The 25,962-nt window shown below is 61.6% G+C and carries 26 protein-coding genes; 9 read left to right on the forward strand and 17 right to left on the reverse strand.

Features of this window, described 5'->3' with window-relative positions; translation table 11 throughout:
* Positions 1–3: 3 nt before the first annotated feature.
* A complete protein-coding gene (locus K5K89_RS27645) occupies positions 4–786 on the reverse strand; it encodes a sulfite exporter TauE/SafE family protein (protein ID WP_071490409.1) in 783 nt (260 codons plus the stop codon).
* Positions 787–906: 120 nt separating this feature from the next.
* On the opposite strand from K5K89_RS27645, the gene K5K89_RS27650 reads away from it, so the two are divergent.
* The gene (locus K5K89_RS27650) at positions 907–1,653 is read left to right on the forward strand and encodes an NRDE family protein (protein ID WP_071490410.1); all 747 of its coding nucleotides are present in this window, start codon (positions 907–909) and stop codon (positions 1,651–1,653) included.
* Positions 1,654–1,671: 18 nt separating this feature from the next.
* On the opposite strand, the gene ptsP is transcribed toward K5K89_RS27650, so the two are convergent.
* Both ptsP and K5K89_RS27660 read right to left on the reverse strand, forming a co-directional pair.
* Positions 1,672–3,951, reverse strand: a complete 2,280-nt coding sequence (gene ptsP, locus K5K89_RS27655) for a phosphoenolpyruvate--protein phosphotransferase (protein WP_222540603.1) — start codon at positions 3,949–3,951, stop codon at positions 1,672–1,674.
* A gap of 22 nt (positions 3,952–3,973) precedes the next feature.
* Positions 3,974–4,453: an RNA pyrophosphohydrolase gene (locus K5K89_RS27660; RefSeq protein WP_003176750.1), complete on the reverse strand. Its 480-nt coding sequence runs from the start codon at positions 4,451–4,453 to the stop codon at positions 3,974–3,976.
* Between the two features lie 143 nt (positions 4,454–4,596).
* On the opposite strand from K5K89_RS27660, the gene K5K89_RS27665 reads away from it, so the two are divergent.
* Positions 4,597–5,253: an HAD family hydrolase gene (locus K5K89_RS27665; protein WP_071490412.1), complete on the forward strand. Its 657-nt coding sequence runs from the start codon at positions 4,597–4,599 to the stop codon at positions 5,251–5,253.
* Between the two features lie 102 nt (positions 5,254–5,355).
* Here K5K89_RS27665 and K5K89_RS27670 read toward each other — a convergent pair whose 3' ends face one another.
* Positions 5,356–5,769 (reverse strand): DUF2269 family protein, encoded by a 414-nt coding sequence (locus K5K89_RS27670; protein ID WP_071490413.1) that lies wholly within the window; start codon positions 5,767–5,769, stop codon positions 5,356–5,358.
* A 40-nt stretch (positions 5,770–5,809) separates the two neighbouring features.
* Positions 5,810–7,324: a threonine ammonia-lyase, biosynthetic gene (ilvA, locus tag K5K89_RS27675; protein ID WP_092241852.1), complete on the reverse strand. Its 1,515-nt coding sequence runs from the start codon at positions 7,322–7,324 to the stop codon at positions 5,810–5,812.
* A gap of 137 nt (positions 7,325–7,461) precedes the next feature.
* On the opposite strand from ilvA, the gene rpiA reads away from it, so the two are divergent.
* Positions 7,462–8,136, forward strand: a complete 675-nt coding sequence (rpiA, locus tag K5K89_RS27680) for a ribose-5-phosphate isomerase RpiA (protein ID WP_016979019.1) — start codon at positions 7,462–7,464, stop codon at positions 8,134–8,136.
* Here the strand turns inward: rpiA and K5K89_RS27685 are convergent.
* The 4 genes from K5K89_RS27685 to K5K89_RS27700 all read right to left on the reverse strand — a co-directional run bounded on the left by K5K89_RS27685 (position 8,123) and on the right by K5K89_RS27700 (position 12,386).
* Positions 8,123–9,031: an SdiA-regulated domain-containing protein gene (locus K5K89_RS27685; RefSeq protein ID WP_092241850.1), complete on the reverse strand. Its 909-nt coding sequence runs from the start codon at positions 9,029–9,031 to the stop codon at positions 8,123–8,125. The genes rpiA and K5K89_RS27685 overlap by 14 nt on opposite strands.
* Before the next feature lie 119 nt (positions 9,032–9,150).
* Positions 9,151–10,077: an SdiA-regulated domain-containing protein gene (locus K5K89_RS27690; protein WP_071490416.1), complete on the reverse strand. Its 927-nt coding sequence runs from the start codon at positions 10,075–10,077 to the stop codon at positions 9,151–9,153.
* 227 nt (positions 10,078–10,304) lie between these two features.
* Positions 10,305–10,970, reverse strand: coding sequence for a fumarylacetoacetate hydrolase family protein (locus K5K89_RS27695; protein ID WP_222540604.1), 666 nt, complete (start codon positions 10,968–10,970; stop codon positions 10,305–10,307).
* 21 nt (positions 10,971–10,991) lie between these two features.
* Positions 10,992–12,386, reverse strand: coding sequence for an FAD-binding oxidoreductase (locus tag K5K89_RS27700; protein WP_122675396.1), 1,395 nt, complete (start codon positions 12,384–12,386; stop codon positions 10,992–10,994).
* Between the two features lie 205 nt (positions 12,387–12,591).
* Between K5K89_RS27700 and serA the strand changes: the two genes are divergently transcribed.
* Positions 12,592–13,821 carry a phosphoglycerate dehydrogenase gene (serA, locus tag K5K89_RS27705; RefSeq protein ID WP_071490418.1) on the forward strand — a complete coding sequence of 410 codons (1,230 nt, stop codon included), beginning with the start codon at positions 12,592–12,594 and terminating at the stop codon, positions 13,819–13,821.
* Positions 13,822–13,885: 64 nt separating this feature from the next.
* Here serA and K5K89_RS27710 read toward each other — a convergent pair whose 3' ends face one another.
* Positions 13,886–14,326 carry a DUF4399 domain-containing protein gene (locus tag K5K89_RS27710; protein ID WP_092241842.1) on the reverse strand — a complete coding sequence of 147 codons (441 nt, stop codon included), beginning with the start codon at positions 14,324–14,326 and terminating at the stop codon, positions 13,886–13,888.
* A gap of 134 nt (positions 14,327–14,460) precedes the next feature.
* On the opposite strand from K5K89_RS27710, the gene K5K89_RS27715 reads away from it, so the two are divergent.
* Entirely contained in the window at positions 14,461–14,988 is a 528-nt protein-coding gene (locus tag K5K89_RS27715; RefSeq protein WP_071490419.1) for a transporter substrate-binding domain-containing protein, read from the forward strand.
* Here K5K89_RS27715 and K5K89_RS27720 read toward each other — a convergent pair.
* Together K5K89_RS27720 and K5K89_RS27725 are read right to left on the reverse strand one after the other, a co-directional pair.
* Positions 14,939–15,421, reverse strand: coding sequence for a DUF523 domain-containing protein (locus tag K5K89_RS27720; protein WP_222540605.1), 483 nt, complete (start codon positions 15,419–15,421; stop codon positions 14,939–14,941). The genes K5K89_RS27715 and K5K89_RS27720 overlap by 50 nt on opposite strands.
* Before the next feature lie 2 nt (positions 15,422–15,423).
* On the reverse strand, positions 15,424–16,056 hold the full coding sequence (locus tag K5K89_RS27725; protein ID WP_222541763.1) for a 2OG-Fe(II) oxygenase: 633 nt from the start codon (positions 16,054–16,056) through the stop codon (positions 15,424–15,426).
* A 131-nt stretch (positions 16,057–16,187) separates the two neighbouring features.
* Here K5K89_RS27725 and K5K89_RS27730 point away from each other — a divergent pair, with 131 nt between their 5' ends.
* Positions 16,188–16,940, forward strand: a complete 753-nt coding sequence (locus K5K89_RS27730; protein ID WP_071490422.1) for a DUF2059 domain-containing protein — start codon at positions 16,188–16,190, stop codon at positions 16,938–16,940.
* Between the two features lie 42 nt (positions 16,941–16,982).
* Here the strand turns inward: K5K89_RS27730 and K5K89_RS27735 are convergent, their stop codons facing one another.
* Positions 16,983–17,906, reverse strand: a complete 924-nt coding sequence (locus tag K5K89_RS27735; protein WP_071490482.1) for an alpha/beta hydrolase — start codon at positions 17,904–17,906, stop codon at positions 16,983–16,985.
* Between the two features lie 99 nt (positions 17,907–18,005).
* Between K5K89_RS27735 and K5K89_RS27740 the strand changes: the two genes are divergently transcribed.
* Together K5K89_RS27740 and K5K89_RS27745 are read left to right on the forward strand one after the other, a co-directional pair.
* Positions 18,006–18,581 (forward strand): DUF6436 domain-containing protein, encoded by a 576-nt coding sequence (locus K5K89_RS27740; RefSeq protein ID WP_071490423.1) that lies wholly within the window; start codon positions 18,006–18,008, stop codon positions 18,579–18,581.
* A 28-nt stretch (positions 18,582–18,609) separates the two neighbouring features.
* On the forward strand, positions 18,610–20,973 hold the full coding sequence (locus K5K89_RS27745; RefSeq protein WP_222540606.1) for a penicillin acylase family protein: 2,364 nt from the start codon (positions 18,610–18,612) through the stop codon (positions 20,971–20,973).
* Positions 20,974–20,980: 7 nt separating this feature from the next.
* Here K5K89_RS27745 and K5K89_RS27750 read toward each other — a convergent pair whose 3' ends face one another.
* Positions 20,981–21,946, reverse strand: a complete 966-nt coding sequence (locus K5K89_RS27750; RefSeq protein ID WP_222540607.1) for a GlxA family transcriptional regulator — start codon at positions 21,944–21,946, stop codon at positions 20,981–20,983.
* A gap of 276 nt (positions 21,947–22,222) precedes the next feature.
* Here K5K89_RS27750 and K5K89_RS27755 point away from each other — a divergent pair, with 276 nt between their 5' ends.
* On the forward strand, positions 22,223–22,861 hold the full coding sequence (locus K5K89_RS27755; protein ID WP_071490426.1) for an HD domain-containing protein: 639 nt from the start codon (positions 22,223–22,225) through the stop codon (positions 22,859–22,861).
* 102 nt (positions 22,862–22,963) lie between these two features.
* Here the strand turns inward: K5K89_RS27755 and K5K89_RS27760 are convergent, their stop codons facing one another.
* Genes K5K89_RS27760 through K5K89_RS27770 form a run of 3 tightly spaced genes read right to left on the reverse strand, consistent with a single transcriptional unit; the run spans position 22,964 to position 25,904 of the window.
* On the reverse strand, positions 22,964–23,848 hold the full coding sequence (locus K5K89_RS27760) for an ABC transporter permease subunit (protein ID WP_058426490.1): 885 nt from the start codon (positions 23,846–23,848) through the stop codon (positions 22,964–22,966).
* Positions 23,845–24,765 (reverse strand): ABC transporter permease subunit, encoded by a 921-nt coding sequence (locus K5K89_RS27765; RefSeq protein ID WP_058426489.1) that lies wholly within the window; start codon positions 24,763–24,765, stop codon positions 23,845–23,847. Before K5K89_RS27765 ends, K5K89_RS27760 begins: the two co-directional genes overlap by 4 nt.
* Positions 24,762–25,904 carry an ABC transporter ATP-binding protein gene (locus K5K89_RS27770; RefSeq protein WP_222540608.1) on the reverse strand — a complete coding sequence of 381 codons (1,143 nt, stop codon included), beginning with the start codon at positions 25,902–25,904 and terminating at the stop codon, positions 24,762–24,764. Before K5K89_RS27770 ends, K5K89_RS27765 begins: the two co-directional genes overlap by 4 nt.
* Positions 25,905–25,962: the final 58 nt, after the last annotated feature.

The raw sequence follows: 25,962 nt of genomic DNA on the forward strand, positions 1-25,962 counted from the left end.
TTTTCAAAGCAAAAAGTTCAAACCGACACAGAACAGCAACCCGGCGAAGAGCCGCTTGAGCAAACGCGGCGACAAGCGATGCGCCAGGCGTGCGCCGAAACGGGCGAACACCATGCTGGTCAGGGCAATGCCCAACAGCGCTGGCAAATACACGAACCCTAGACTATGAGCGGGCAACAGCGGGTCATGCCAGCCCAGAATCATGAAACTTAATGCACTGGCCACCGCAATCGGCAAGCCACAGGCCGATGAAGTGGCCACCGCCTGCTGCATCGGCACGCTGCGCCAGGTCAGGAACGGCACGGTCAGCGAACCGCCGCCAATTCCGAAAATCGCCGAGGCCCAGCCGATAAACGTCCCCGCCACGGTCAGGCCAACCTTGCCCGGCACCGTACGGCTGGCCTTGGGCTTGACCTCCAGGGCCAGTTGCACGGCCACCAGCAAGGCAAACACGCCAATGATCTTTTGCAGGTGCGGGCCGGAAATCGCCTCGGCAGTCAGCGCGCCAAAGCCGGCGCCAATCAGGATGCCCACGGTCATCCACACAAAGATCGGCCAACGCACCGCGCCCCGCCGGTGGTGTTCACGCACGGCATTCACCGAGGTAAAGATGATCGTCGCCAGGGAAGTACCCACCGCCAGGTGGGTCAGCACCTGCGGGTCAAACCCCTGCAAGGTGAAGCTGAACACCAGCACCGGCACGATGATGATCCCGCCGCCCACGCCGAACAGCCCGGCGAGCACACCCGCACAGGCGCCGAGCAGCAAATACAGCAGAAATTCCATGGGAGCCCCCGAACCAAGTCCGGCATGTTAACGGATGGAAGGCATGCGACCCAACTGGATACGATGGAACGCCTCTGCTTGAGTGGGTAGAGTGGCCGAAAACACAAAAGGGATCGCCTGATGTGCCTGATTGTTTTTGCCTGGCGGCCGGGCCACGCCCAGCCGCTGATCGTCGCGGCCAACCGCGATGAGTTCTACGCCCGCCCCAGCCTGCCGCTGGCCCAGTGGCCGGATGCGCCACAGGTGTACGCCGGCCGTGACCAGGAAGCCGGTGGCACTTGGCTGGGCGTGAATGCCGACGGGCGCTTCGCTGCCCTGACCAATATCCGTGATCCGCACCAACCGCCGGCCCGTAAGTCACGGGGGGAATTAGTGGCGCGGTTTCTCAACGGTTCGCTGCCGATTGACGAATATTTAGCCGATGTTAACGGCCGTTCGATTGAATATGCCGGATTCAATCTGCTGGTGGGCACGCGGGATGAGCTGTGGCATTACAACGCCAACCATACCGAGCCCACGCGCCTGAAGGCCGGGGTGTATGGGCTATCCAACGCGGGGCTGGATACGCCGTGGCCCAAGTTGCTCAAGGCCAGGGCGGCGTTGAGCGCGGTTCTGGATGATCCGCAACCAGAGGCGTTGCTGGATATTTTGAGTGACCCACGGACCGCGCCGTTTGCGGACTTGCCGGACACTGGGGTGGGGTTGGCGACGGAAAGCCTTTTATCCAGCGTGTTTATTGCCAGCCCGAGTTACGGGACGCGGGCGAGCACGGCATTGATCGTGAATGCCGACGGGACGCGGCGGATGGTGGAACGCAGTTTCGGGCCGCACGGTGGGCGGTTGGGCGAAGTCGAAATCAACCTATGACCCCACCCTCCCACATTTTCAAAGGTTTTTGGCAGAGGCCGGGTTGATCATCCGCGTCAGTCCCAGGTTTTTCAGGGCTAACTGCAACGAGCTGTGGATAACTTGCGGGTTGTCGATGGTCATCAACTTCGCCAGCAGCTCCTTGGCCATGCTCAGCTCCACCTGGCGCAGCATCCACTTCACCTTCGGCAAGTTGGTGGCGTTCATCGACAGGCTGTCAAAACCCATCGCCATCAACAGCACCGCCGCCGCCGGGTCACCAGCCATTTCGCCGCAGATGCTCACCGGCTTGCCTTCGGCATGGGCGTCGCGCACCACATGTTGCAGGGCTTGCAGCACCGCCGGGTGCAGGTAGTCGTAGAGGTCGGCCACCCGTGGGTTGTTACGGTCCACAGCCAGCAGGTATTGAGTCAGGTCGTTGGACCCCACTGACAGGAAGTCCACCTGCCGCGCCAGTTCCTTGGCCTGGTACACCGCCGCCGGGATCTCGATCATCACGCCAATCGGCGGCATCGGTACGTCGGCGCCTTCATCGCGTACTTCGCCCCAGGCGCGGTGGATCAGGTGCAGCGCCTCTTCCAGCTCATGGGTGCCGGAGATCATCGGCAGCAGGATGCGCAGGTTGTTCAGGCCTTCGCTGGCCTTGAGCATGGCGCGGGTCTGAACCAGGAAGATTTCCGGGTGGTCGAGGGTGACGCGAATGCCGCGCCAGCCGAGGAACGGGTTGTCCTCTTTGATCGGGAAATACGACAGTGACTTGTCGCCGCCGATGTCCAGGCTGCGCATGGTCACCGGCAACGGGTGGAAGGCCTGCAGTTGCTCGCGATAGATCGCCAGCTGCTCCTTCTCGCTCGGGAAACGCTGGTTGATCATGAACGGCACTTCTGTGCGGTACAGCCCCACCCCTTCGGCGCCACGCTGTTGCGCACGGGCCACGTCGGCGAGCAGGCCGGTATTCACCAGCAGCGGCACACGGTGACCATCGGTGGTCACGCATGGCAACTCGCGCAATGAATCGAGGCCCAGCGCCAGTTGCTTCTCTTCCTCGACCACTTCGGCGTATTGCTTGCGCAGCACTTCGCTGGGGTTGGTGAAGACTTCGCCGCGATGGCCATCGACAATCATGTCGATACCATCCACCTTGGAATACGGCAGGTCCACCAGGCCCATCACCGTCGGGATGCCCATGGCCCGAGCCAGGATCGCGACGTGGGAGTTACCCGAGCCGAGTACCGACACCAGGCCGACCAGTTTGCCTTCCGGCACTTCGCCAAGCATCGTCGCGGTCAGCTCTTCGCTGATCAGGATGGTGTTGTCGGGGTAGACCAGGTTGGTGGTGCGATCTTCCTGCAGGTACGCCAGCAGACGGCGACCGAGGTCGCGCACATCCGAGGCCCGTTCGCGCAGGTAGGCGTCGTCCATCAGTTCGAAACGGTTGACGTGATCGGTGACCACCTGGCGCAGCGCGCCCTGGGCCCACTGGCCGGTCTTGATTACGGTCTTGACTTCATTACCCAGCGACGCGTCGTCGAGCATCATCTGGTACACGTCGAACAGCGCGCGCTCTTCGGGGCGCAGTTGGGTGGCCAGCTTGGTCGACAGGTTGCGCATGTCGGCGCGCACGCCTTCCAGGGCGGTCTTGAACAGTTTGATTTCAGCGTCGATGTCGGTGACGGCCTTGTCCGGCACCACGTCCAGATCAGCCGGCGGCAGCATGACCACCGCCGTACCGACCGCAGCGCCTGGCGAACCGGGTACACCAACGAACTTGGCTTCCTGGATACCCTTGCCTTCGCGCCCCAGGCCGCGAATCGAGCCAGTGGCCTCGGCGTGAGCGATAACCCCGGCGAGCTGCGCGCTCATGGTCACGAGGAAGGCTTCTTCACCTTCGTCGAACTGACGGCGCTCTTTCTGCTGGATGACCAACACGCCGACGACGCGTCGGTGGTGAATGATCGGTGCCCCAAGGAACGAGGCGTAACGCTCTTCACCGGTTTCGGCAAAGTAGCGATAACGCGGGTGATCGGCCGCGTTTTCAAGGTTCAGGGGTTCTTCACGCGTCCCCACCAGGCCCACCAGACCTTCATTGGGCGCCATGCTGACCTTGCCGATGGAGCGCTTGTTCAAGCCCTCCGTGGCCATCAGCACAAAACGGTTGGTCTCGGGGTCCAGCAGGTAAACCGAGCAGACCTGGCTGCCCATGGCTTCCTTGACGCGCAACACAATAATCCCCAACGCCGCCTTGAGATCCTTGGCGGAGTTAACTTCCTGGACGATCTTGCGCAGCGTATTGAGCATGGCTCGGGGTCGAACTCCGTCGTCAGTCGCGCGCTAAAAGGCGCGGGGCAAGCTCTTTGAGCGCGCGACGATAAACCTCGCGCTTGAATGTCACCACCTGGCCCAACGGATACCAATAGCTGACCCAGCGCCAGCCATCGAACTCCGGTTTACCGGTCAAATCCATCCGCACCCGCTGCTCGTTGGAGATCAGGCGCAGGAGAAACCATTTCTGCTTCTGGCCGATACACAGCGGTTGGCTGTGGGTACGCACCAGGCGTTGCGGCAAACGATAGCGCAACCAGCCACGGGTACAGGCCAGAATCTGCACATCTTCGCGCTCAAGGCCGACTTCTTCGTTCAACTCGCGGTACAAGGCGTCTTCAGGGGTCTCGTCGGGGTTGATTCCACCTTGAGGAAACTGCCAGGCATCTTGGTTGATTCGGCGAGCCCATAGCACCTGTCCGGCATCATTCGTAAGAATAATCCCGACATTAGGACGGAAACCATCGGGGTCGATCACGGCAACAACCTCGCAAACGCATGTCGCCGCATTGTTCCACAAAGGTTGATGAAGCGGCAACGAGGCTTCGTACCTTATGTGCACTCTTGTGAAAAGACCGTATTCTGGACGCCTTTTTACAGACTTTTCAGCGAGTAACTGCAATGCGCCTGGCTTTATTCGACTTGGACAACACCCTTCTCGGCGGTGACAGCGATCACGCCTGGGGCGATTACCTCTGTGAACGCGGGATTCTCGACCCGGTGGCCTACAAGGCCCGCAACGACGAGTTCTACCAGGATTACCTGGCCGGCAAGCTGGACAACGCCGCCTACCTGAACTTCTGCCTGGAGATCCTCGGCCGCACCGAGATCACCCAGTTGAACGAATGGCACAACGACTATATGCGCGACTGCATCGAGCCGATCATGCTGCCGCTGGCCATTGAGCTGCTGGCCAAACACCGCGCCGCCGGTGACAAGTTGGTCATCATCACCGCCACCAACCGTTTCGTCACCGCGCCGATTGCCGCTCGCCTGGGCGTTGAAACCTTGATCGCCACCGAGTGCGAGATGGAAAACGGCCGCTACACCGGGCGCAGCACCGATGTGCCGTGCTTCCGTGAAGGAAAGGTGACGCGCTTGAACCGCTGGCTGGAAGAAACCGGGTACAGCCTGGAAGACAGCTATTTCTATAGCGACTCGATGAACGACTTGCCGCTGCTGGAGAAAGTGACTCACCCGGTGGCGGTGGATCCGGATCCGAACCTGCGGGCCGAGGCCGAGAAGCGCGGCTGGCCGGTGATCACGCTGCGCAGCTGATGAAGCCATCGGGGGCAAGCCCCCTCCCACACTTGATCGGGTTCACACGGTCAAAATGTGGGAGGGGGCTTGCCCCCGATGCAGACGACTCGGTCCAAAGCCTTAAACCGGCTTGGCGCCCATCAGACCGGCAATCGCCACAAACCCCACCAGACTGACCACCGCCAGCACCAGCGTGAAGTTCAGGCTACCGCCCTCACCTTTGCGCAGGCGATTGAGCCGCGCCACCAGCCAGAACCAGGCCAGCGCCGCCACGGTATAGAGGATGCTGGAACCCAGGATCCAGGTCTGGCCCAGCGGCCAGCCAACCAGGTGCACCAGCCACCAGCCGGTAAACGGCATGCTGACCACGCACACGCCCATCAGCAACCAGACGAACGCCCACGGGCGCTGCACGGTCACCGCCGGGCCGGCGCTGCGTTTGCGCCAGGCCAGCAGCGCCAGGCCAAGGCCACTGAGCAGCAACACCACAGTGGCTGCCATGTGGATAACTTTCAGGGTGGTCAGGGTTTCCATGTGTCGTTTTCCTTGAAGGCCGCCCCTTCAGCGTAGTCGCTCAACCGAGGAACAGTTTGTAGGCCGGGTTATCGCTTTCATCCCAGTACGGGTAGCCGATGGCTTCCAGGGCGGCCGGTACCAGGTGACGTTCATCCGCCGGCACTTGCAGGCCGGCGACCACACGGCCGTCTGCTGCGCCGTGGTTGCGATAGTGGAACATTGAGATGTTCCAGCGCCCGCCCAATTTGTTAAGAAAGTTGAACAACGCCCCCGGACGCTCCGGAAACTCGAAGCGCAACACCACTTCATCGCTGACCTTGGCCGCGTGCCCGCCCACCATGTGACGAATGTGCAACTTGGCCAGTTCGTTCTCGGTCAGGTCCAGCACCGGGAACCCCTGGCGGGTCAGGCTGGCGATCAGGGCACTGCGCGGATCATTTTCCGGATGGGTCTGCACGCCGACAAAGATGTGCGCCTCGCTGCCGGAGTGGTAGCGGTAGTTGAATTCGGTGATCTGGCGTTTACCCACGGCCTCGCAGAACGCCTTGAAGCTGCCGGGCTTCTCAGGGATGGTCACGGCGATGATGGCTTCGCGGCCTTCACCCAGCTCGGCGCGTTCGGCCACGTGGCGCAGGCGGTCGAAGTTGACGTTGGCGCCGGAGTCGATGGCGACCAGGGTCTGTCCGGTGACGCCACGGGTCTCGACGTACTTCTTGATCCCGGCCACGCCCAAAGCCCCTGCCGGCTCGGTGATGGAACGGGTATCGTCGTAGATGTCCTTGATCGCCGCACAGATCTCGTCGGTGTTCACGGTGATCACTTCATCCACATAGTCCTTGCAGATGTCGAAGGTGTGCTGGCCGATCTGCGCCACCGCCACGCCATCGGCAAAGATGCCCACGGTCGGCAGCACAACGCGCTCGCCAGCAGCCATGGCGGCTTGCAGGCAGTTGGAGTCGTCCGGCTCGACGCCGATGATCTTGATCTCGGGGCGCAGGTATTTCACGTACGCCGCAATACCGGCGATCAGCCCGCCGCCGCCCACCGGTACGAAAATCGCGTCCAGCGGCCCTGGATGCTGGCGCAGGATCTCCATCGCCACGGTGCCCTGCCCGGCAATGGTGTGCGGATCATCGTAGGGGTGGATATACACGTAGCCTTTTTCGTCGACCAGTTTGAGCGAGTAGGCCAGGGCTTCCGGGAACGAATCGCCATGCAGCACCACTTTGCCGCCACGGGAGCGCACGCCTTCGACCTTGATTTCAGGCGTGGTCTTGGGCATCACGATGGTGGCCTTGACCCCCAGCACCTTCGCCGCCAGGGCCAGGCCCTGGGCATGGTTGCCGGCCGACGCGGTGACCACGCCGCGCGCACGTTCTTCGGCGCTCAGTTGGGTCAGCTTGTTATAGGCGCCGCGAATCTTGAACGAGAACACCGGTTGCAAGTCTTCACGCTTGAGCCAGACCTGGTTGCCCAGCCGCTCGGAGAGCTGACGGGCGGTCTGCAACGGGGTTTCTACGGCAACGTCGTAAACGCGCGAGGTGAGGATCTTTTTGACGTACTGTTCAAGCATCGGCGGATATCACTGGGCGGGTTGGGCAGGGCCAAGGAGTCTAACCCAGCGTTTGGGCGGGCGACCACACGAATCCAGAGGTTTTGTTGGGTTATACTCGCGCCCCTCGATAACTCCCCGCCCGTTCCGGAGCCCGCATGACCCAGGATCAACTCAAACAGGCAGTGGCCCAGGCCGCCGTCGATTTAATCCTTCCTAAACTCGACGACAAGAGCATCGTCGGTGTCGGCACCGGCTCCACCGCCAACTGCTTTATCGATGCACTGGCCCAGCACAAGGGCGCATTCGATGGCGCCGTGGCCAGCTCCGAAGCCACCGCCGCACGCCTCAAGGGCCACGGCATTCCGGTGTACGAGCTCAACACCGTGAGCGACCTGGAGTTCTACATCGACGGCGCCGATGAAAGCGACGAACACCTGAACCTGATCAAGGGCGGCGGCGCAGCCCTGACCCGCGAGAAGATCGTCGCGGCCGTGGCCAAGACCTTCATCTGCATCGCCGACGCCAGCAAGCTGGTGCCGGTGCTCGGTGCCTTCCCGTTACCAGTGGAAGTGATCCCGATGGCCCGCAGCCACGTGGCCCGCGAGCTGGTGAAGCTGGGCGGCGACCCGGTGTACCGTGAAGGTGTGCTGACCGACAACGGCAACATTATCCTCGACGTGTTCAACATGCAGATCACCAATCCGGTGGAGCTTGAAACGCAGATCAACGCGATTGTCGGCGTGGTCACCAACGGCCTGTTCGCGGCGCGTCCGGCCGATGTGCTGCTGCTGGGCACCGCCGAAGGCGTCAAAACCCTCAAGGCTTCTTGAAGACGTAAAACAGGTTCGGCTCGCTGACGAGGTACAGCGCGCCCTCGTCATCCATGGCGATGCCTTCGGCCTGCGGCACTCGCTTCGTCAGGCCATGACGTCCGTTGAGCAGTGACAGACTGCTCAACGGGCGACCGTCGATATCCAGTTCCAGCACCAGAAACGACTCATCCGACAGCGCCAGCAGATGGCCGCTGCGCTCATCGTATTGCAGGCTTGACAGGTCACGCACAAACAACCCGGCGTCGCGCTTGGGGTTATTGATCACGTGTACCGAGTAGGTTTTTTCCGGTTTGAAATGCGGGAAGCCATGCACCTCATAGATCAGCATCGGGTCGCGCTCCTTGGCCACGAACAGGCGCTTGCCCACCGAGTCGTAGGCCAGGCCTTCAAAGCCCTTGTTGCCACCGACGTGCAGGCCCAGGGTCATCTGCTCCGCATCGGCGGCGTCGAGGAATTGGGTGTCATCGTCCACATGCACCTTGATCAGCCGCTGCTGGCGCTCATCGCTGATGACATAGATGTTGTCGCTGATGAACTCCACGGCTTCGGCATCGCCGAACCCGATCAAGGGGATGCGCCGCAAGATCTTGCCTTCCAGGGACAACTCGATCAGCTCGGCGTTTTTATTGGTGACGGTGAACAGGCTTTTGCGCACCGGGTCGTAGGTCAGAGCCGAGACATCGTCGTCGAGCCCCTCAATGGCCTGGGCCTCCAGCGTGACGCGGTAGTCCGCCAGCCCGATGGAGCGTTCGTCCGCTGGCTGGCGCCATACCTGCCAATTGAACCAGGCACGTTCGAACAGGCGAAAATGCTGCGCAACGGCCCCGGCGCTGACCAGGGCGATCAGCGCAAGCATGATGAACAGGGGTTTGGGGCGGGCTAGTCGTTGCATCGGGGGGCTCAAATTCAAAAGTGGCGAATGAATATCACGCCCGTCTGAATTTAAACTTAAACACGCTCGGATGTCTGGCAGATGCCGCTCACAGAGACATATCTGACGTAATCGGTGTGCTATTTCTGCTTTTCGAATCGGTAGAACAGGTTTGGCTCACTGACGATGTACAGCGTGCCCTCCTCGTCCATGGTCACTCCTTCGGCACGGGGAATGGTGTGCTTGAGGCCGTTGAAACCGCCGAGCAGGGTCATGAAGCTGACTTGCTGGCCCTTCTCGTCCAGCTCCAGCAACAGATGGGAGTCGGCCGACAGCACCAGCAAATGCCCGGTACGCGGGTCGACGGACAGGGCCGAGAGGTTGCGCATGTCCAGTTCTTTGCTCGCCAGCGTGTGTTTATCGCCCGCCAGGGTCGGGCCGCCGTCGCTTTTCCAGGTAAACAGCGCGGGCGGGCGCTCTTCGCCAAGGATCAACTGCTGGTTACGCTTGTCCCAGGTGATGGCTTCGAAGGCCTTGTTCTGGTCCTTGGACGGGCCGAGGTCATAGCTGGTGAAGTCGGCCTTGTTCAGTTGGGTGGTGCTCGCATCGACCTTGACGATGGTCAGGGTGTGCTGGCGCTCGTCGACCACTGCCAACAGGCCATTCTCCATCACGGTCACGCCTTCCGGGTTGTCCCAGCCGTTGAGCGGCATCTTGCGCAATACATCGCCTTGCAGGCTCAACTCGGCCAGGAACGGGTTTTTGCCCATCACGGAAAACAGGGTTTTGGTCTGTGGGTTGTAGGCAACGTCTGACGCTTCGTCCTTCTCCATCCCCGGCAAGAGCTTGCCATCAATGACCGCATGGTAGTCCGGCAGCCATACGCTCTGCTGGCGTTCAGCCGGCGTCTCAAAGCGCTCCAGCACCCACAACACACCGCGATCATCCCAGTGCAGGGCCCAGGCCACGCCATACAGGATCACCCCTGTCAGCAACAGCCAGGAATACCAGCGCATGGCAAAACGAGAACGCGGCTTGGGTGAAGCGGAGGGCAGGGACACGGCCATTGGGCGCTTTTTCCGGAAAGTCAGCGTTAGGTGATAGCACAGGAACAACGGGCCTGCGCGAACGAGGCTGAGGATTATCCGGATGGCGTGTGAAAAAAATGCAAAAGCCTGGGATGTGGGAGGGGGCTTGCCCCCGATTGCTGAGTGTCAGGCAACAGATGTTTGACTGATAAACCGCCATCGGGGGCAAGCCCCCTCCCACAATTTTGACCGCGTTTTGTCAGTGCTTAACGAACAACGCTTTCAAAACGATGCTGGCCCGCCAGTTCCAGCACCAACTCATCCCCCACATTCAGCGGGCCTACACCGGCCGGGGTGCCGGTGAGGATCACGTCGCCCGCCTGCAGCGAGAAGCAGCCGGCCATGTGCCGGATCATCGGGATGATCGGGTTGAGCATCTGCGCGCTGTTGCCGTCCTGGCGCACCTCGCCATTGATGGTCAGGCGGATGCCGATGTCGGTCACGTCCGCAAAGGTACTGCCCACCACGAACGGCGCAATCACCGCCGCGCCGTCGAAGGACTTGGCGATTTCCCACGGCAGGCCCTTGGCTTTCAACTCGGCCTGCTTGTCGCGCAGGGTCAGGTCCAGGGCCGGGGCGAAGCCGGAGATGGCATCCAGCACTTCTTCACGGCTGGGCTTGTTCGACAATGGTTTGCCGATCAACACCGCGATCTCCGCTTCGTAATGCACCGAACCGCGCTCGGTGGGGATAGTGAAACTGTCGCCCAACGGCACCACACAGCTGCCCGGCTTGATGAACAGCAACGGTTCGGTCGGTACCGGGTTGTCCAGTTCCTTGGCATGTTCGGCGTAGTTACGCCCGATACACACCACTTTCCCCACCGGAAAGTGGATGTTGGTGCCGTCGACATACTTGTGCTGGTAGCTCATGGAACGACTCCTTCAGGGCGATTAAACAGCGAAGATCTTGCCAGGGTTCATGATCCCGTTCGGGTCGAACACTGCTTTGACAGCCTTCATGTATTCGATTTCAACCGGCGAGCGACTGTAGGTCAGGTAATCGCGCTTGGTCATGCCAACGCCGTGTTCAGCGGAGATCGAGCCGTTGTATTTCTCGACGGTTTCGAACACCCACTTATTGACAGTGGCGCATTTGGCAAAGAACTCGTCCTTGCTCAGGTTTTCCGGCTTGAGGATGTTCAGGTGCAGGTTGCCGTCGCCGATGTGGCCGAACCAGACGATTTCGAAGTCCGGATAGTGCTCGCCGACGATCGCGTCAATTTCCTTCAAGAACGCCGGTACTTTGGAGACAGTCACCGAAATATCGTTCTTGTATGGGGTCCAGTGGGAAATGGTCTCGGAGATGTACTCGCGCAGTTTCCACAGGTTGTGCAGCTGGGTTTCACTCTGGCTCATCACACCGTCCAGCACCCAGCCTTGTTCCACGCAGTGCTCGAAGGTTTCCAGTGCGTGGTTGGCGACTTCTTCGGTGGTGGCTTCGAATTCCAGCAGCGCATAGAACGGGCACTCGGTTTCGAACGGCGCCGGCACGTCGCCACGGCCCATGACCTTGGCCAGGGCCTTGTCGGAGAAGAACTCGAAGGCAGTCAGGTCCAGCTTGCTCTGGAACGCGTGCAATACCGGCATGATCGAATCAAAGTCAGTAGTGCCGAGCACCATGGCGGTGAGATTTTTCGGCGCACGATCCAGGCGCATGGTGGCTTCGACCACAAAGCCCAGGGTGCCTTCGGCGCCGATGAACAGTTGGCGCATGTCGTAGCCGGTAGCGTTCTTGATCAGGTCGCGGTTCAGCTCCAGCACATCGCCCTTGCCGGTGACGACCTTCATGCCGGCCACCCAGTTGCGGGTCATGCCGTAGCGAATGACCTTGATTCCGCCGGCATTGGTGCCGATGTTGCCGCCAATCTGGCTGGAACCCGACGACGCGAAGTCCACCGGGTAGTACAGGCCTTTTTCTTCGGCAACGTTCTGCAATTGCTTGGTGACCACGCCCGGCTGGCACACGGCGGTGCGGTCGGTGAGGTTCACGTCGAGGATCTGGTTCATGTAGTCGAACGACACCACCACTTCGCCATTGGCCGCCACGGCAGCGGCCGACAGGCCAGTACGCCCACCGGATGGCACCAGCGCCACCTTGTGCGCATTGGCCCAACGCACGATGGCCTGGACCTGCTCAGTGGTCTTGGGGAAGACGATGGCGGTCGGGGCGGGTGCGAAGTGCTTGGTCCAATCCTTGCCGTAAGCCTCCAGGGAGTCTGCATCGGTCAGCACTTTGCCGGGCTCAACCAGGGTCTTTAGCTCATCAATCAGGGCAGGATGGGTCATCGACAGAACTCTCGAACAATTCATGGTCATCCTGAGAACGCTTCACGTCGCAGGAATGAGTGTTTAGCGGGGCGCGTATGCTAGCATACCGCCCCCGCAGGACAGAGCCCAAGGGCGTTTCTGCGGTGACGGCTTTCCTGCCGTCCGGGTCAGCTTAAGCGATCCGATTCCCTGCCATTTTTCTCCGGGATACAGGTTTACGCAGATGAGCAAGACTTCTCTCGATAAGAGCAAGATCAAGTTCCTTCTTCTGGAAGGCGTCCACCCATCGGCCGTCGAAGTACTGAAGGCCGCCGGGTACTCCAGCATTGAGTACATCACCAGTTCTCTGCCGGAAGCCCAGCTCAAGGAAAAGATCGCCGACGCGCACTTTATCGGCATTCGCTCCCGCACTCAGCTGACCGAAGAAATCTTCGATCACGCCAAGAAACTCGTGGCGGTCGGCTGTTTCTGCATCGGCACCAACCAGGTCGACCTCTCTGCTGCGCGCGAGCGCGGCATCGCGGTGTTCAACGCACCGTACTCCAACACCCGTTCCGTGGCGGAGCTGGTGCTGGCCGAGGCCATCCTGTTGTTGCGCGGCATTCCCGAGAAGAACGCTTCCTGCCACCGTGGCGGCTGGATCAAGAGCGCGGCCAACTCCTTCGAGATCCGCGGCAAGAAGCTGGGCATCGTCGGTTACGGCTCGATCGGCACTCAGTTGTCGGTCCTGGCTGAAGGCCTCGGTATGCAGGTGTTCTTCTACGACACCCTGACCAAGCTGCCATTGGGCAACGCCACCCAAGTGGCCAGCCTGACCGAGCTGCTGGGCATGTCCGACATCGTGACCCTGCACGTTCCGGAAACTGCCGAGACCCAGTGGATGATCGGCGAGAAGGAAATCCGCGCCATCAAGAAGGGCGGCATCCTGATCAACGCCGCACGCGGCACCGTGGTCGAGCTGGACGCCCTGGCCGATGCGATCAAGGACAAGCACCTGATCGGCGCCGCCATCGACGTGTTCCCGGTTGAGCCTCGCTCCAACGACGACATCTTCGAAAGCCCGCTGCGTGGCCTGGACAACGTGATCCTGACCCCGCACATCGGCGGTTCCACCGCTGAAGCCCAAGCCAACATTGGCCTGGAAGTGGCCGAGAAGCTGGTCAAGTACAGCGACAACGGTACCTCGGTATCGTCCGTGAACTTCCCGGAAGTGGCCCTGCCGGCTCACCCTGGCAAACACCGTCTGCTGCACATCCACCAGAACATCCCTGGCGTGATGATGGAGATCAACAAGGTCTTCGCGGAAAACGGCATCAACATCTCCGGTCAGTTCCTGCAGACCAACGAGAAGGTCGGCTACGTGGTGATCGACGTCGACGCCGAGTACTCGGACCTGGCGCAAGAGAAGCTGCAGCACATCAACGGCACTATCCGTAGCCGCGTGTTGTTCTAAGGTTTCGACCGCACCACAAAAAAGGGAGCCCCTCGGGGCTCCCTTTTTTGCATCTGAACAAATCTTACTTGACGTTAACCGTGATCACTTTCGAGGCTACAGTGGGCTCGAACTGGCGGTGCACGTTATCGCCCGCCACCAGTTGCAAGGTGTGCTTGCCTGGGGCCAGTGTCAGTTCGGTTTCGGTTTGCGCCTTGCCGAAATGGATAGAGGTGGCGGTGGCCGGGATTGCCTCGTCTGCTTTGAGCGACTTCACGTCCTGGTCGACCAGCAGGTGATGGTGACCGGCACCGGGCACCTGCTTGTCGATCGGTTCCAGGTCCAACCCCTTCACGCCAAACTTGACGGTGAAGGTCTTGTCGACGGTGGCGCCATCTTTGGGCGAGACGATAAACACCTCGGCGCCCTTGGGTGCGGGGGTGCGGGGAACATCAGCAGCGTTTGCCAACATCGAAGCACCCAGCATCAGGGAGGCCAGGGTGGCACGGGACAAAAGGGCTTTCATTCGCTTCTCCAGTTTTTCTGTGAAATCTGTAGGGTTAAGACAACTTCGCGACAAATTGCTGTCCAAGGCACTCAACACCATAGCAAAGCGATGCTGACCGGCGCCTCGCACATAAAAATTCTCTAGGAGTGACCATGCGCTTTTCGCCTGGCCTGTTACTGCTGCTTCCCCTTCTGAGCCCCCTGGCTCACGCCGAACTGGTCGATGATGTGTTCGATCGTGGCGAACTGCGCATCGCCCTTGAAGCCAATACACCTCCGTTCAACTTCAAGGAAGGCGACAAACTCACCGGTTTCGAAGTGGAACTGGGTGAGCTGCTGGCAAAGGAAATGGATGTGCGCTCCTCGTTCATCACCACCGATGACGTCGACTTGCTGCCCGGCGTGGCAACCGGCAAGTACGACGTGGCCATCAACCATATCGCTAAGACTGCCGACCTTGAGGATCAGTTCGATTTCAGCGAGGTTTATCGCGAGAAGCCTGATTTGGTGATCCCGTTCCAGAAGGGTAACCCGGCGTTCAAGACGAGCCTGGACGGCGCGCTGAAGCGGGTGAAGGAGGATGGCCGGTTAAAGGCGCTGTCGCAGAAGTGGTTTGAAGGAGAAACCCCGACTACAGCCGCGCCAGTGCCCGCGCAGCCTCAGGCAGCTCCAGCTCACTGAACACCTGCACGCCGTGGCGCTTGAGCAGTGCCGCGGTTACGCCCTCGCCACTCACTTTCACGCCGGTAAAAGTGCCGTCATAGGTGAGCAGGTTGCCACAGGACGGGCTATTGGCCTTGAGCACGGCGATGCGGATAGCGTGGCGTTGAACCAGAGCCAGTGCCTGGCGGGCACCATCAAGGAACGCTGCGCTGAAATCTTCGCCCTCGGCCGTCAGCACCTGGGCACGCCCCTCCCACACATCCACACCCTGCCCGCCTGGGATCTCGGCAGCAGGTCGTGGCGTTGGCAAACCACCCGACACTTCCGGGCAGATCGCAACCACACGCCCCTCGGCCTGCCACACGGCCAACTGGTCGAACGGCCCGCTGGCGCCACCGTCATAACGCACCTTGTGCCCGAGCAGGCAGCGGCTGATCAGAATCTTTTGCATGCTCAGAACGGCTCGTTGCCCCGCCGGCGAAACCAGCCGGTGAGGGACAGGCGTTCGCGCGTGGCGGGCATCACTTCGTGGGGCACCTCGCCCGACAGGAACACCACCAGGCTACCGCCGGTGGGCACCACGTCGTATTCGACGCCGTTTTTGAGGTACATGCGCAACTGGCCGCCATGTTCGGGCAGCCAGGCATCGTTCAAGTAGATCACCGCCGAGACCATGCGCCGGTCATCGTCACGGAAACGGTCCAGGTGCTTGAGGTAAAACGCCCCCGGCGGGTACATCGCGAAATGGCTTTCGAAGTCTTCCAGGCCCAGGAACAGGTCACGGTTCATGGCCAGGCGCAGGCTGTCCATCACCGCCATATAGGTGTCGCAAACCGCCGCATCGCCCTCTTCCAGCCACTGGATGTGGTCACCGCGAATGCCTTCACGGATCTCCTGGCTCGGGCCGCGCCCTACCGCTGCCGGGGCCAGCTCACCTTCGGCCTTGCGTTTACGGCACTCAGCCGCCAGTTCCAGGGTCAGAGCCTGGGGCAGGAAGCCGTCCTGTCGGGACCAGCCCTTTTCGGCCAGGTCGTCGACAATACGTTGCAGCAAGGGGTGATCGAAGGGCATTTGCATGGCGCGCATAGTATCCATACGCCTGTGAATCCGACAGAGCCGCCGAGCGTCTGAATACACTTTAGTCAGGTGACTGATAGGACTTCTCGACAAATCCTACGCCCGACACGGACAATAGTGGCCGACTGACAGGAGTCCCTATGCGTCGTTTGTTTTTTTCCTTGCTGATGTTCTGCGTTTTGCCCGCCTGGGCAGACGGCCATGACCAGTTGTACAAGGTCGCCGGCTGGGCCGAACAACGTGCGCATTTCAATGACGCCCTCAGTGCCGCCCAGCAACGCTATCGCAATAGCCTGCCGCCGGCGGTGTACCAGGCGCTGGTGGACAACAGCAATAAACGCTTTGCCGCCCAGGCCATGGACCAGCGTGCCGAAGCGCAATTGCGCAAACACCTGGCGGACCCTGCGCCTGCCTTGGCGTTTTTCCAATCGCCCCTGGGCCGCAAGATTGTCGCCGCCGAATTGCTCGCCACCCGCCGTGACCAACTGGCGAAAAACGCCCAGGGTTTGCCGAAAATCGAAGCCGGCGCCACACGCAGCCTGATCATCGGCCACCTGGCCCAGGCCCTGCCGGCCCGTGAAGCCGGCGCGGAAGTCAGCCTGGCGATTGCCGGCGTGGCGGCCGACAGCCTGAGCCAGATGATCCCCGGCCTGCTGGGCGGCGGCCAGGCCCAAGGCATGTTGAATGGTCAACGTGAACGGTTGATGCAGCAGATCGACAAGGATCTGAACAACACGCTGCTGTACGTCTATCGGGATCTGTCCGACCCGGAGTTGGAAGAATTCGCGACGTTTGCGGAGTCGCCGGAAGGTAAGGCGTATTACCAGGCAGCCCTTGCCGCTATTCGCGCGGGCCTGGCGGTCGGCCAAAGCACCTCAAGCCTTGCGCAGTAAAAAATGTGGGAGGGGCAAGCCCCCTCCCACATTTGGATCGTCTTAGTTCAGGTGCTGGGTGAGATATCTGAAGTACTGCTCGCGAATCTCCGGAATCTCATTGGCCAAGTGATGCCTGCCACGCGGCAGCATCAACACCTCCGGCTGGTCGAACTTGCTCCGCAACACCTGCAGGTTGTGCTGCCAGTCCACCGTCATGTCTTCTTCACCCTGCACGATCACCGGCCGCCGAGGGCTGCGCGGTGCGGCTTCGATGTGTTTGATCCAGCGCGCCAAGGCGCCCACCCAGGCGGTCGGCAACTGGCGCGGCTGCAGTGGGTCGGCTTCAAGGAACGGTTTGAACGCGGGGTCGTTGGTGTTTTCGCTGAACCGCCGCGCAATGCCTTTGACGAAGGGGCGCAGCAGGTAATAGCTGACCTGCGACCAGCCCCACGCACGCGGCCGCACCAGGGGGGACAGCAGGAAGGTCTTGCCCTGGGCGGGGCTGTCGGCGCCGTGATTGAGCAGGTGGTCCACCACCACCGCGCCGCCGGTGCTTTGCCCGAAGAGGTGCCAGGGTTGTGGTAATTGCAGGGCTTCGGCCTGGCTAAACAGGGCCTGCACCACGTGCTGGTACACCGCAAAATCGTCGATGCTGGCACGCGCGCCGCTGGACAGCCCATGCCCGGGCAGATCGCAGGCGATCAACACGAAGCCCTGGTCCAGCGCCCACTTCACCACATGACGGTACAGCCCCATGTGGTCGTAGAAGCCGTGGAACATGAACATCGTGGCCACCGGTGTGGGCGGCCACCACACTTGCGCGACCACCTCGAATCCATCCACCTCGAAGCGCCCCAGGCGACTCACCGCCTGGTCCAGCCCATAGAAACGCTGGTAGACCCGTGCCTCGGCTGAAAGCGGTTGCGCATCCACCAGGGGCTGCAGGCTTTCGCGCAGATGATCGGGGTCAAAGGTGACGGGCATAAAGGCTTCCAGACTGGCGGCGAAGATGAATATCGAGCTGCGATATTCATCTGTCAGGACAAGCATGGCAAGCTACGCGACCTTCGAGGATACATCTGAATGCGACAGCCCTACCGCACCGCTCTATTCGCCAGCCTGATCCTGGTTATCTGTGCGGGCGTGCTGTGGGCGGCGTATGACTGGTTCCAGGGCCGCTACCTGCGCGCCTTCAGCGAACACACGGCGGTGTTTTCCGGTGACCCATTGAAGCTGCCCGCCGACCTCGCCGGCCCCGGCCCGATCCGCCTGGTGCACTTCTGGGACCCAGCCTGCCCGTGCAACGTCGGCAACCAGCAGCACCTGGGCGAGTTGATCGAGCAGTACGCGCCCCAAGGCGTCGAGTTCTACGCCCTGCAAAAGCCCGGCAGCCACGGCCAACTGCCCGACAACCTGCGCACGATGAAAACCCTCGCCGCCCTGCCCGGCGCCGACCAGGTGCCGGCCAGCCCGGCCGTGGGGATCTGGGATCGCACAGGCAAGCTCGCGTATTTCGGGCCCTACAGCGAGGGCCTCACGTGCAATTCCAGCAACAGCTTTATTGAGCCGATCCTGAAGGCCCTTGAAGTGGGGCGCGAGATAAATGCTACTCACACCCTGGCGGTGGGCTGCTATTGTTCGTGGCCAAAAGGCTCGTAACCCGCCTCTCTCTTGGTAAGGAATGTTCATGAAGCGCGTCTTGCAGGTGTTCGCGGTTCTGGTCGTGCTGGCTGCCCTTGGCGCAGGCGCATACGTCTATAGCAAGCAGCCCACCCGCCAGGGCACGGTGACGCTGGCCAACCTGCAAGGCTCGGTCACGGTGCGCTACGACGACCGTGGCGTGCCGCATATCCGCGCCGAGAACGAAACCGACCTGTATCGCGCCCTGGGCTATGTGCATGCCCAGGACCGTCTGTTCCAGATGGAAATCATGCGGCGCCTGGCGCGTGGCGAATTGGCCGAAGTGCTCGGGCCGAAGGTGCTGGAGACCGACAAACTGTTCCGCAGCCTGCGCATTCGCGACCGCGCCGCGACCTATGTGGCGCAACTGGATCATGAGTCGGCGCACTGGAAGGCCCTGCAAGCCTATCTGGACGGGATCAACCAGTATCAGGACAGCCACGCCCGCCCGATGGAGTTCGACGTGCTGGGCATCCCCAAGCGGCCGTTCACCGCCGAAGACACCATCAGCGTCGCCGGGTATATGGCCTACAGCTTTGCCGCCGCGTTTCGCACCGAGCCTTTGCTGACTTACGTACGCGACCAGTTGGGCAGCGACTACCTGAAAATCTTTGACCTCGACTGGCAGCCCAAGGGCGCCCTCAACCTCGCCGCCAGCGACTGGCAGACCCTCGGCGCCCTCGCGTCACTGAGCGAACAGGCCCTGGCCGACAACGGCCTGCCGCAGTTCGAAGGCAGTAACGCCTGGGCCATCAGCGGCAACCGTACCAAGAGCGGCAAGCCGTTGCTGGCGGGTGACCCGCATATTCGTTTCTCGGTGCCGTCGGTGTGGTACGAAGCGCAGCTGTCGGCGCCGGGTTTCGAGCTGTATGGCTATCACAACGCACTGGTGCCGATGGCATTCTTGGGACACAACCTGGATTTCGGCTGGAGCCTGACCATGTTCCAGAACGACGACCTCGACCTGATCGCCGAGAAGGTCAACCCGGACAATGCCAACCAGGTCTGGTACCACGGCCAGTGGGTCGACATGACCCGCACCGAGCAACAGATCGCGGTGAAGGGCCAGGCGCCGATGACGTTGACCCTGCGCCAATCGCCCCACGGCCCGATCATCAATGACGTGCTCGGCGAGAACGCCGGCAAGACCCCGATTGCCATGTGGTGGGCGTTCCTCGACACCCAGAATCCGATCCTCGAAGGCTTCTACCAGCTCAACCGCGCCGACACCCTGGCCAAGGCCCGAGCCGCTGCAGCCAAGGTGTCCGCGCCGGGCCTGAATATCGTGTGGGCCAACGCCAAGGGCGATATCGGCTGGTGGGCGGCGGCGCAATTGCCGATTCGCCCGGCCGGGGTCAACCCCGGTTTCATCCTCGATGGCAGTACCGAACAGGCCGATAAACCGGGTTTCTACCCCTTCAGCGCCAACCCGCAGGAAGAAAACCCGGCACGCGGCTATGTGGTGTCGGCCAATGCTCAGCCCGCGTCGCCCACCGGTATGGAGATCCCCGGCTATTACAACCTGGCCGACCGTGGCCAGCAGTTGAATGCGCAGTTGAGCGACAAGAGCGTGAAATGGGACGTGAACAACAGCCAGGCCTTGCAACTGGGCACCACCACCGCTTTCGGCCCGCGCCTGCTGGCGCCGCTGTTGCCGGTACTGCGTGAGGTGGTCAAGGACCCGGCACAGTTGAAACTGGTGGAGCAGCTTGCACGTTGGAAAGGTGACTACCCGCTGGACTCCACCAGCGCCACGCTGTTCAACCAGTTCCTGTTCAACCTGACCGACGCGGCCTTCCACCCGAAACTCGGCGACGGCATGTTCAAGACCCTGCTCACCACCCGCGTGATCGACGCCGCCCTGCCACGCCTGGCCGCCACGCCGGACTCACCGTGGTGGGATGGCAAGCGCGCCGATACCGTCAAGCTCGCCTGGGACAACAGCCTCGCGCACCTCAAGGCCACCCTCGGCGATGACCCGGGCCAATGGCAGTGGGGCACCGCGCATACCCTGACCCACGGCCATCCATTGGGCATGCAGAAGCCTTTGGACAAGGTATTCAACGTCGGCCCGTTCCCTGCGCCGGGCACCCATGAAGTGCCGAACAACCAGTCGGCCATGATCGGCCCGGCGCCGTGGCCGGTCACCTACGGCCCCTCGACCCGCCGCTTGATCGACTTCGCCGATGCGGCTCACGCACTGACCATCAACCCGGTCGGGCAAAGTGGCGTGCCGTTTGACCGACACTACAGCGACCAGGCCGAAACCTACATCGAAGGTGGCTACGAACAGGCGCATTTCACCGATGAGGAAGTGACGGCCAATACGCGCGGGACACTGAAGCTGTTGCCCGCGCGCGCGCCGCAGTAACCGGCGCCTATACCGGCGCCGCAAAGTTAAGCCGGAACTGTTGCGGCGTCACGCCCAGGCGGCGGTTGAACACACTGCGCATGTGCTGGGCGTCGCGAAAGCCGCATTGGTAGGCCACGGTCTTGAGCGGTGCGGGGCTGCTTTCCAGCATGACCCGCGCCGCATCCACCCGCGCCCGCTCGACAAACTCCGCCGGCGTGATCCGCGCCTCACGGGCAAACACCCGGGAGAAGTTGCGTGCGCTCATGTTCGCGGCCTTGGCCAGATCGGCAATGGTCAGGTCCCCGGTCAGGTTCGCCAACACATACAACTGCACCAGCGCTACCGCCGAGGTGGTTTCGGCGTGGGGCGTCAGAAACGGGCTGAACTGCGACTGCCCGCCCGACCGCTGGGTGAACACCACCAGGCGCTTGGCCACGCTCAGCGCGACTTCCGGGCCATGATCCTGGGCCAACAGATACAACGACAGATCGATGCCCGCCGTGACCCCGGCCGAGGTGTAGAGACTGCCGTCCTGCACGTAGAGACGGTCGGCTTCGACCTGAGCCGTGGGGCACAAGCGCGCCAGATCCGCCGCATCGTTCCAGTGGGTGGTCACGGTTTTCCCGTCCAGCAGCCCGGCGCGGGCCAGCAGGAAAGCGCCGTTGCAGATCGAGCCGAAGCGCTGCGCACGCGCCGTGGCGCCACGCAACCAAGCATCGAACTCGGCGCCGAAGTCTTCGAAGGGCAACTGCGGGCCACCCGCCACCAGCAGCAGGTCATACGCTTGCAACGCGTCGCTGTAGTGCCGATGGGCCTGCAATGACAGGCCGTTGGAAGCAACCATGTTGCCGTGACCGAAGCCGATGACGTCCAACCGGTAATGATCCTGCGACGGCAGAAAACGGTTGGCTTCGCAGAACACGTCCATGGGACCGCTCACGTCCAGTGACTGGACGCCGGGGAAGATCAGGATGGCGACGGTTTTTTGCATGGGTAGACCTTTATGTCCGGGCGAACGCAAAACCCTGCGGGAGCTGGCTTGCCTGCGATGCAAGCGACTCGGTCCATCAGGTATACCGCGGTGATGATATCGCAGCAGTGCGGCGATCCGACAAGCCAGCGCCTACATTTGACCGAGTACACCCTTGGCGTGATATGCCAGCACATTGGCCGGGATCGCTCCCCCGCCGCGATGGCCCCTTGGCGGCCACGCGAACAGACTGGACTCATCGGCGCCACCCCCGGCGCTTTGTTGAGGAGAACCACCATGACCACCACCATCGCCGGCATCCCGATTCCGGACAGCGCCCTGGCCAAGGCCACCACCGAATACATCCGCGACGTCGAATCCGACCTGCTCTACCACCACTCGCGCCGGGTATTCCTGTTCGGCGCCTTGAGCGGTGAACGCAAGCAACTGGCCTACAACCCGGAGCTGCTCTATGTCGGCGCGATGTTCCATGACCTGGGCCTGGTGGAAGGCCATCGCAGTGACAACGAGCGCTTCGAAGTCGACGGTGCCAACGCCGCGGCCGCGTTCCTCAAGCCATATGGGCTGAGCGATGACGATATTGAACAGGTGTGGCTGTCCATCGCCCTGCACACCACCCCAGGCGTGCCGCAACATTTGCGCCCGACTGTGGCACTGGTGACGGCCGGCGTTGAAATGGACGTGCTGGGCATGGACTACGCCGCGTTTTCCAGCTTGCAGCGCGAAGCCGTGGTGCATGCGCACCCACGCGGCGAGGGGTTCAAGGAGTGCATCATCTGCGCGTTTGCCGACGGCTTGCGCCATCGTCCGCAGACCACGTTCGGCAACGTGAAGACGGATGTGCTGGTGGATCAGGAGCCGGGGTTCAAGCCGATGAATTTTGTGGAGGTGATCCGCAAGTCGCCCTGGACTTGAAATGCAATCAAACGTAGGAGGGGGCTTGCCCCCGATAGCGGAGCATCAGCCACATATCCATTGGCTGACACACTGTCATCGGGGGCAAGCCCCCTCCCACATTTAGACCGGTGCAGCTGCCCGGCGCTTGTCCGGCTGCTGCCAGCCATCGGCAGCGGCTTCTTCAATCGCTTGCTGAATGGCCTTCTTGCGCATCTCTTCGGCACGCCGGCTGAAGAACCACACCAGGAAGGTCACCAGCGACACCGCCAGCAGGATCAGGCTGGCCACGGCGTTGATTTCGGGTTTGACCCCAAGGCGCACCGCCGAGAACACCTCCATCGGCAAGGTCGTCGAGCCCGGGCCCGATACGAAGCTGGCAAGCACGAGGTCATCCAGGGACAACGCGAACGACATCATGCCGCCCGCCGCCAGCGACGGCGCAATCATCGGGATGGTGATCAGGAAGAACACCTTCCACGGCCGCGCACCCAGGTCCATCGCCGCTTCTTCGATCGACAGGTCCAGCTCACGCAAGCGCGCCGACACCACCACCGCCACATACGCCGCGCAGAACGTGGTGTGGGCGATCCAGATGGTGACGATGCCACGCTCCTGGGGCCAGCCGATCATCTGCGCCATGGCCACGAACAGCAGCAACAGCGACAGACCGGTGATCACCTCGGGCATCACCAATGGCGCGGTCACCAGGCCGCCAAACAGCGTGCGGCCCTTGAACTGGCTGATGCGCGTCAGCACGAAGGCCGCCAGGGTGCCCAGCGCTACCGCGGCCACTGCCGTGTAGCAGGCGATTTCCAGGGAACGCGCCACAGAGCCCATCAACTGGGTGTTGTCCAGAAGGCCCACGTACCACTTGATCGACCAACCGCCCCACACTGTCACCAGCTTGGATTCGTTGAACGAGTAGATCACCAGGATCAGCATCGGCAGGTAGATGAACAGCAGCCCCGCCACCAGCATGAAACTCGAGAAACTGAAGCGCTTCATATCTTGCCCTCCATCTCTTTGGCTTGGCTGCGGTTGAACAGGATGATCGGCACGATCAGGATCGCCAGCATCACCACCGCCAGGGCGGAGGCCACCGGCCAGTCACGGTTGTTGAAGAACTCTTGCCACAACACTTTACCGATCATCAGGGTTTCCGGGCCGCCCAGCAGTTCCGGGATCACGAACTCGCCCACGACGGGGATGAACACCAGCATGCAACCGGCGATGATGCCGTTCTTGGACAGCGGCACGGTGATCTTCCAGAAGCTGTTGAAGGTGCTCGAACCCAGGTCCGAAGCGGCTTCCAGCAGGCTCTGGTCGTGTTTCACCAGGTTGGCGTACAGCGGCAGGATCATGAACGGCAGGTACGAATAGACCACGCCGATATACACCGCGATGTTGGTGTTGAGGATCTGCAGCGGCTCGTTGATCAAGCCGATGGACAGCAGGAAGCCATTGAGCAAACCGTTGTTGCTGAGGATGCCCATCCACGCATACACGCGGATCAGGATCGCGGTCCAGGTCGGCATCATGATCAGCAGCACCAGCACGGTCTGCATCTCTTTGCGCGCACTGGCAATGGCATAGGCCATCGGGTAGCCGATCAACAGGCACAGCAGCGTGCTGAAGAACGCCATTTTCAGCGAGCCCAGGTACGCAGCGATGTACAACTCGTCGTCGCCGAGCATCGCGTAGTTGCCCAGGTTGAGCACCAACTGCAGTTTCTGCTCAACGAAGGTGTAGATCTCGGTATACGGCGGGATCGCCACGTCGGCTTCGGCAAAACTGATCTTCAGGACGATGAAGAACGGCAGCATGAAGAACAGGAACAGCCACAGGAAGGGAATGCCAATGACCGCATGACGGCCACTGGGCGTTATTCGTTGCAGGCGGCGCTTGAGCTTCTTCATGTTCATGAGCGCAGTACCACGCCGCTGTCGTCTTCCCACCATACGTAGACCTGGTCACCCCAGGTCGGCCGCTGGCCACGGCGCTCGGCGTTGGCCACAAAGGACTGCACCAGCTTGCCGCTCGGCAACTCCACGTAGAACACCGAATGGCCGCCCAGGTAGGCAATATCGTGCACCTTGCCGCTGGACCAGTTGTGCTCGCAGGTCGGCATTTGGGTGGTGACCAACAGTTTTTCCGGGCGGATGGCGTAGGTTACCGACTTGTCTTCCACCGAGGTGGCGATGCCGTAGCCCACATAGATGTCGCGGTCCAGGTCCGGGCACTTGAGCACCGCGTGGCCTTCGGCGTCATCGACCACTTGGGTGTCGAAGATGTTGACGTTGCCGATGAACTCGCACACCAGGCGGCTGGTAGGCGTTTCGTAGATGTCGATCGGGCTGCCGATCTGGGCGATCCAGCCCAGGTGCATGATCGCGATGCGCTCGGCCATGGTCATGGCCTCTTCCTGGTCGTGGGTCACCATCACGCAGGTCACGCCCACGCGCTCGATGATCTCCACCAACTCCAGTTGCATCTGCGAACGCAGCTTCTTGTCGAGGGCGCCCATGGGCTCATCGAGCAACAGCAGTTTCGGACGCTTGGCCAGGGAACGGGCCAGGGCCACACGCTGGCGCTGGCCACCGGACAACTGGTGCGGCTTGCGCTTGGCGTACTGGCTCATCTGCACCAGTTTGAGCATCTCGGCCACGCGGGCGTCGATCTCGGCCTTGGGGATCTTGTCCTGTTGCAGGCCGAAGGCGATGTTCTGCGCCACGGTCATGTGCGGGAACAGGGCGTAGGACTGGAACATCATGTTGATCGGCCGCTCGTAGGGCGGCATGTCGGTGATGTCCTCGCCGTCGAGGTAGATGCGGCCCTCGGTCGGGCGCTCGAAACCTGCGAGCATGCGCAGCAAGGTGGACTTGCCCGAACCCGAACCGCCGAGCAGGGCGAAGATCTCGCCCTTCTTGATTTCCAGGGACACATCGTCCACGGCAATCGTCTCGTCGAACTTCTTCGTGACCCGGTCGATTTTGACCAGCACCTTCTTCGGTGTCTGGTCCCCTTCGAGGGCTTTCTTATAGGCGCCGGAGGCAACTGCCATTTACGAAACTCCCAACAAAAATTTCTGTGCGCCCGAGGCGGGCGAACCTTGGATAGTT

Origin of the sequence: Pseudomonas sp. DR208, from assembly GCF_019823005.1 — a bacterium.
GTDB classification, from domain to species: domain Bacteria; phylum Pseudomonadota; class Gammaproteobacteria; order Pseudomonadales; family Pseudomonadaceae; genus Aquipseudomonas; species Aquipseudomonas extremorientalis.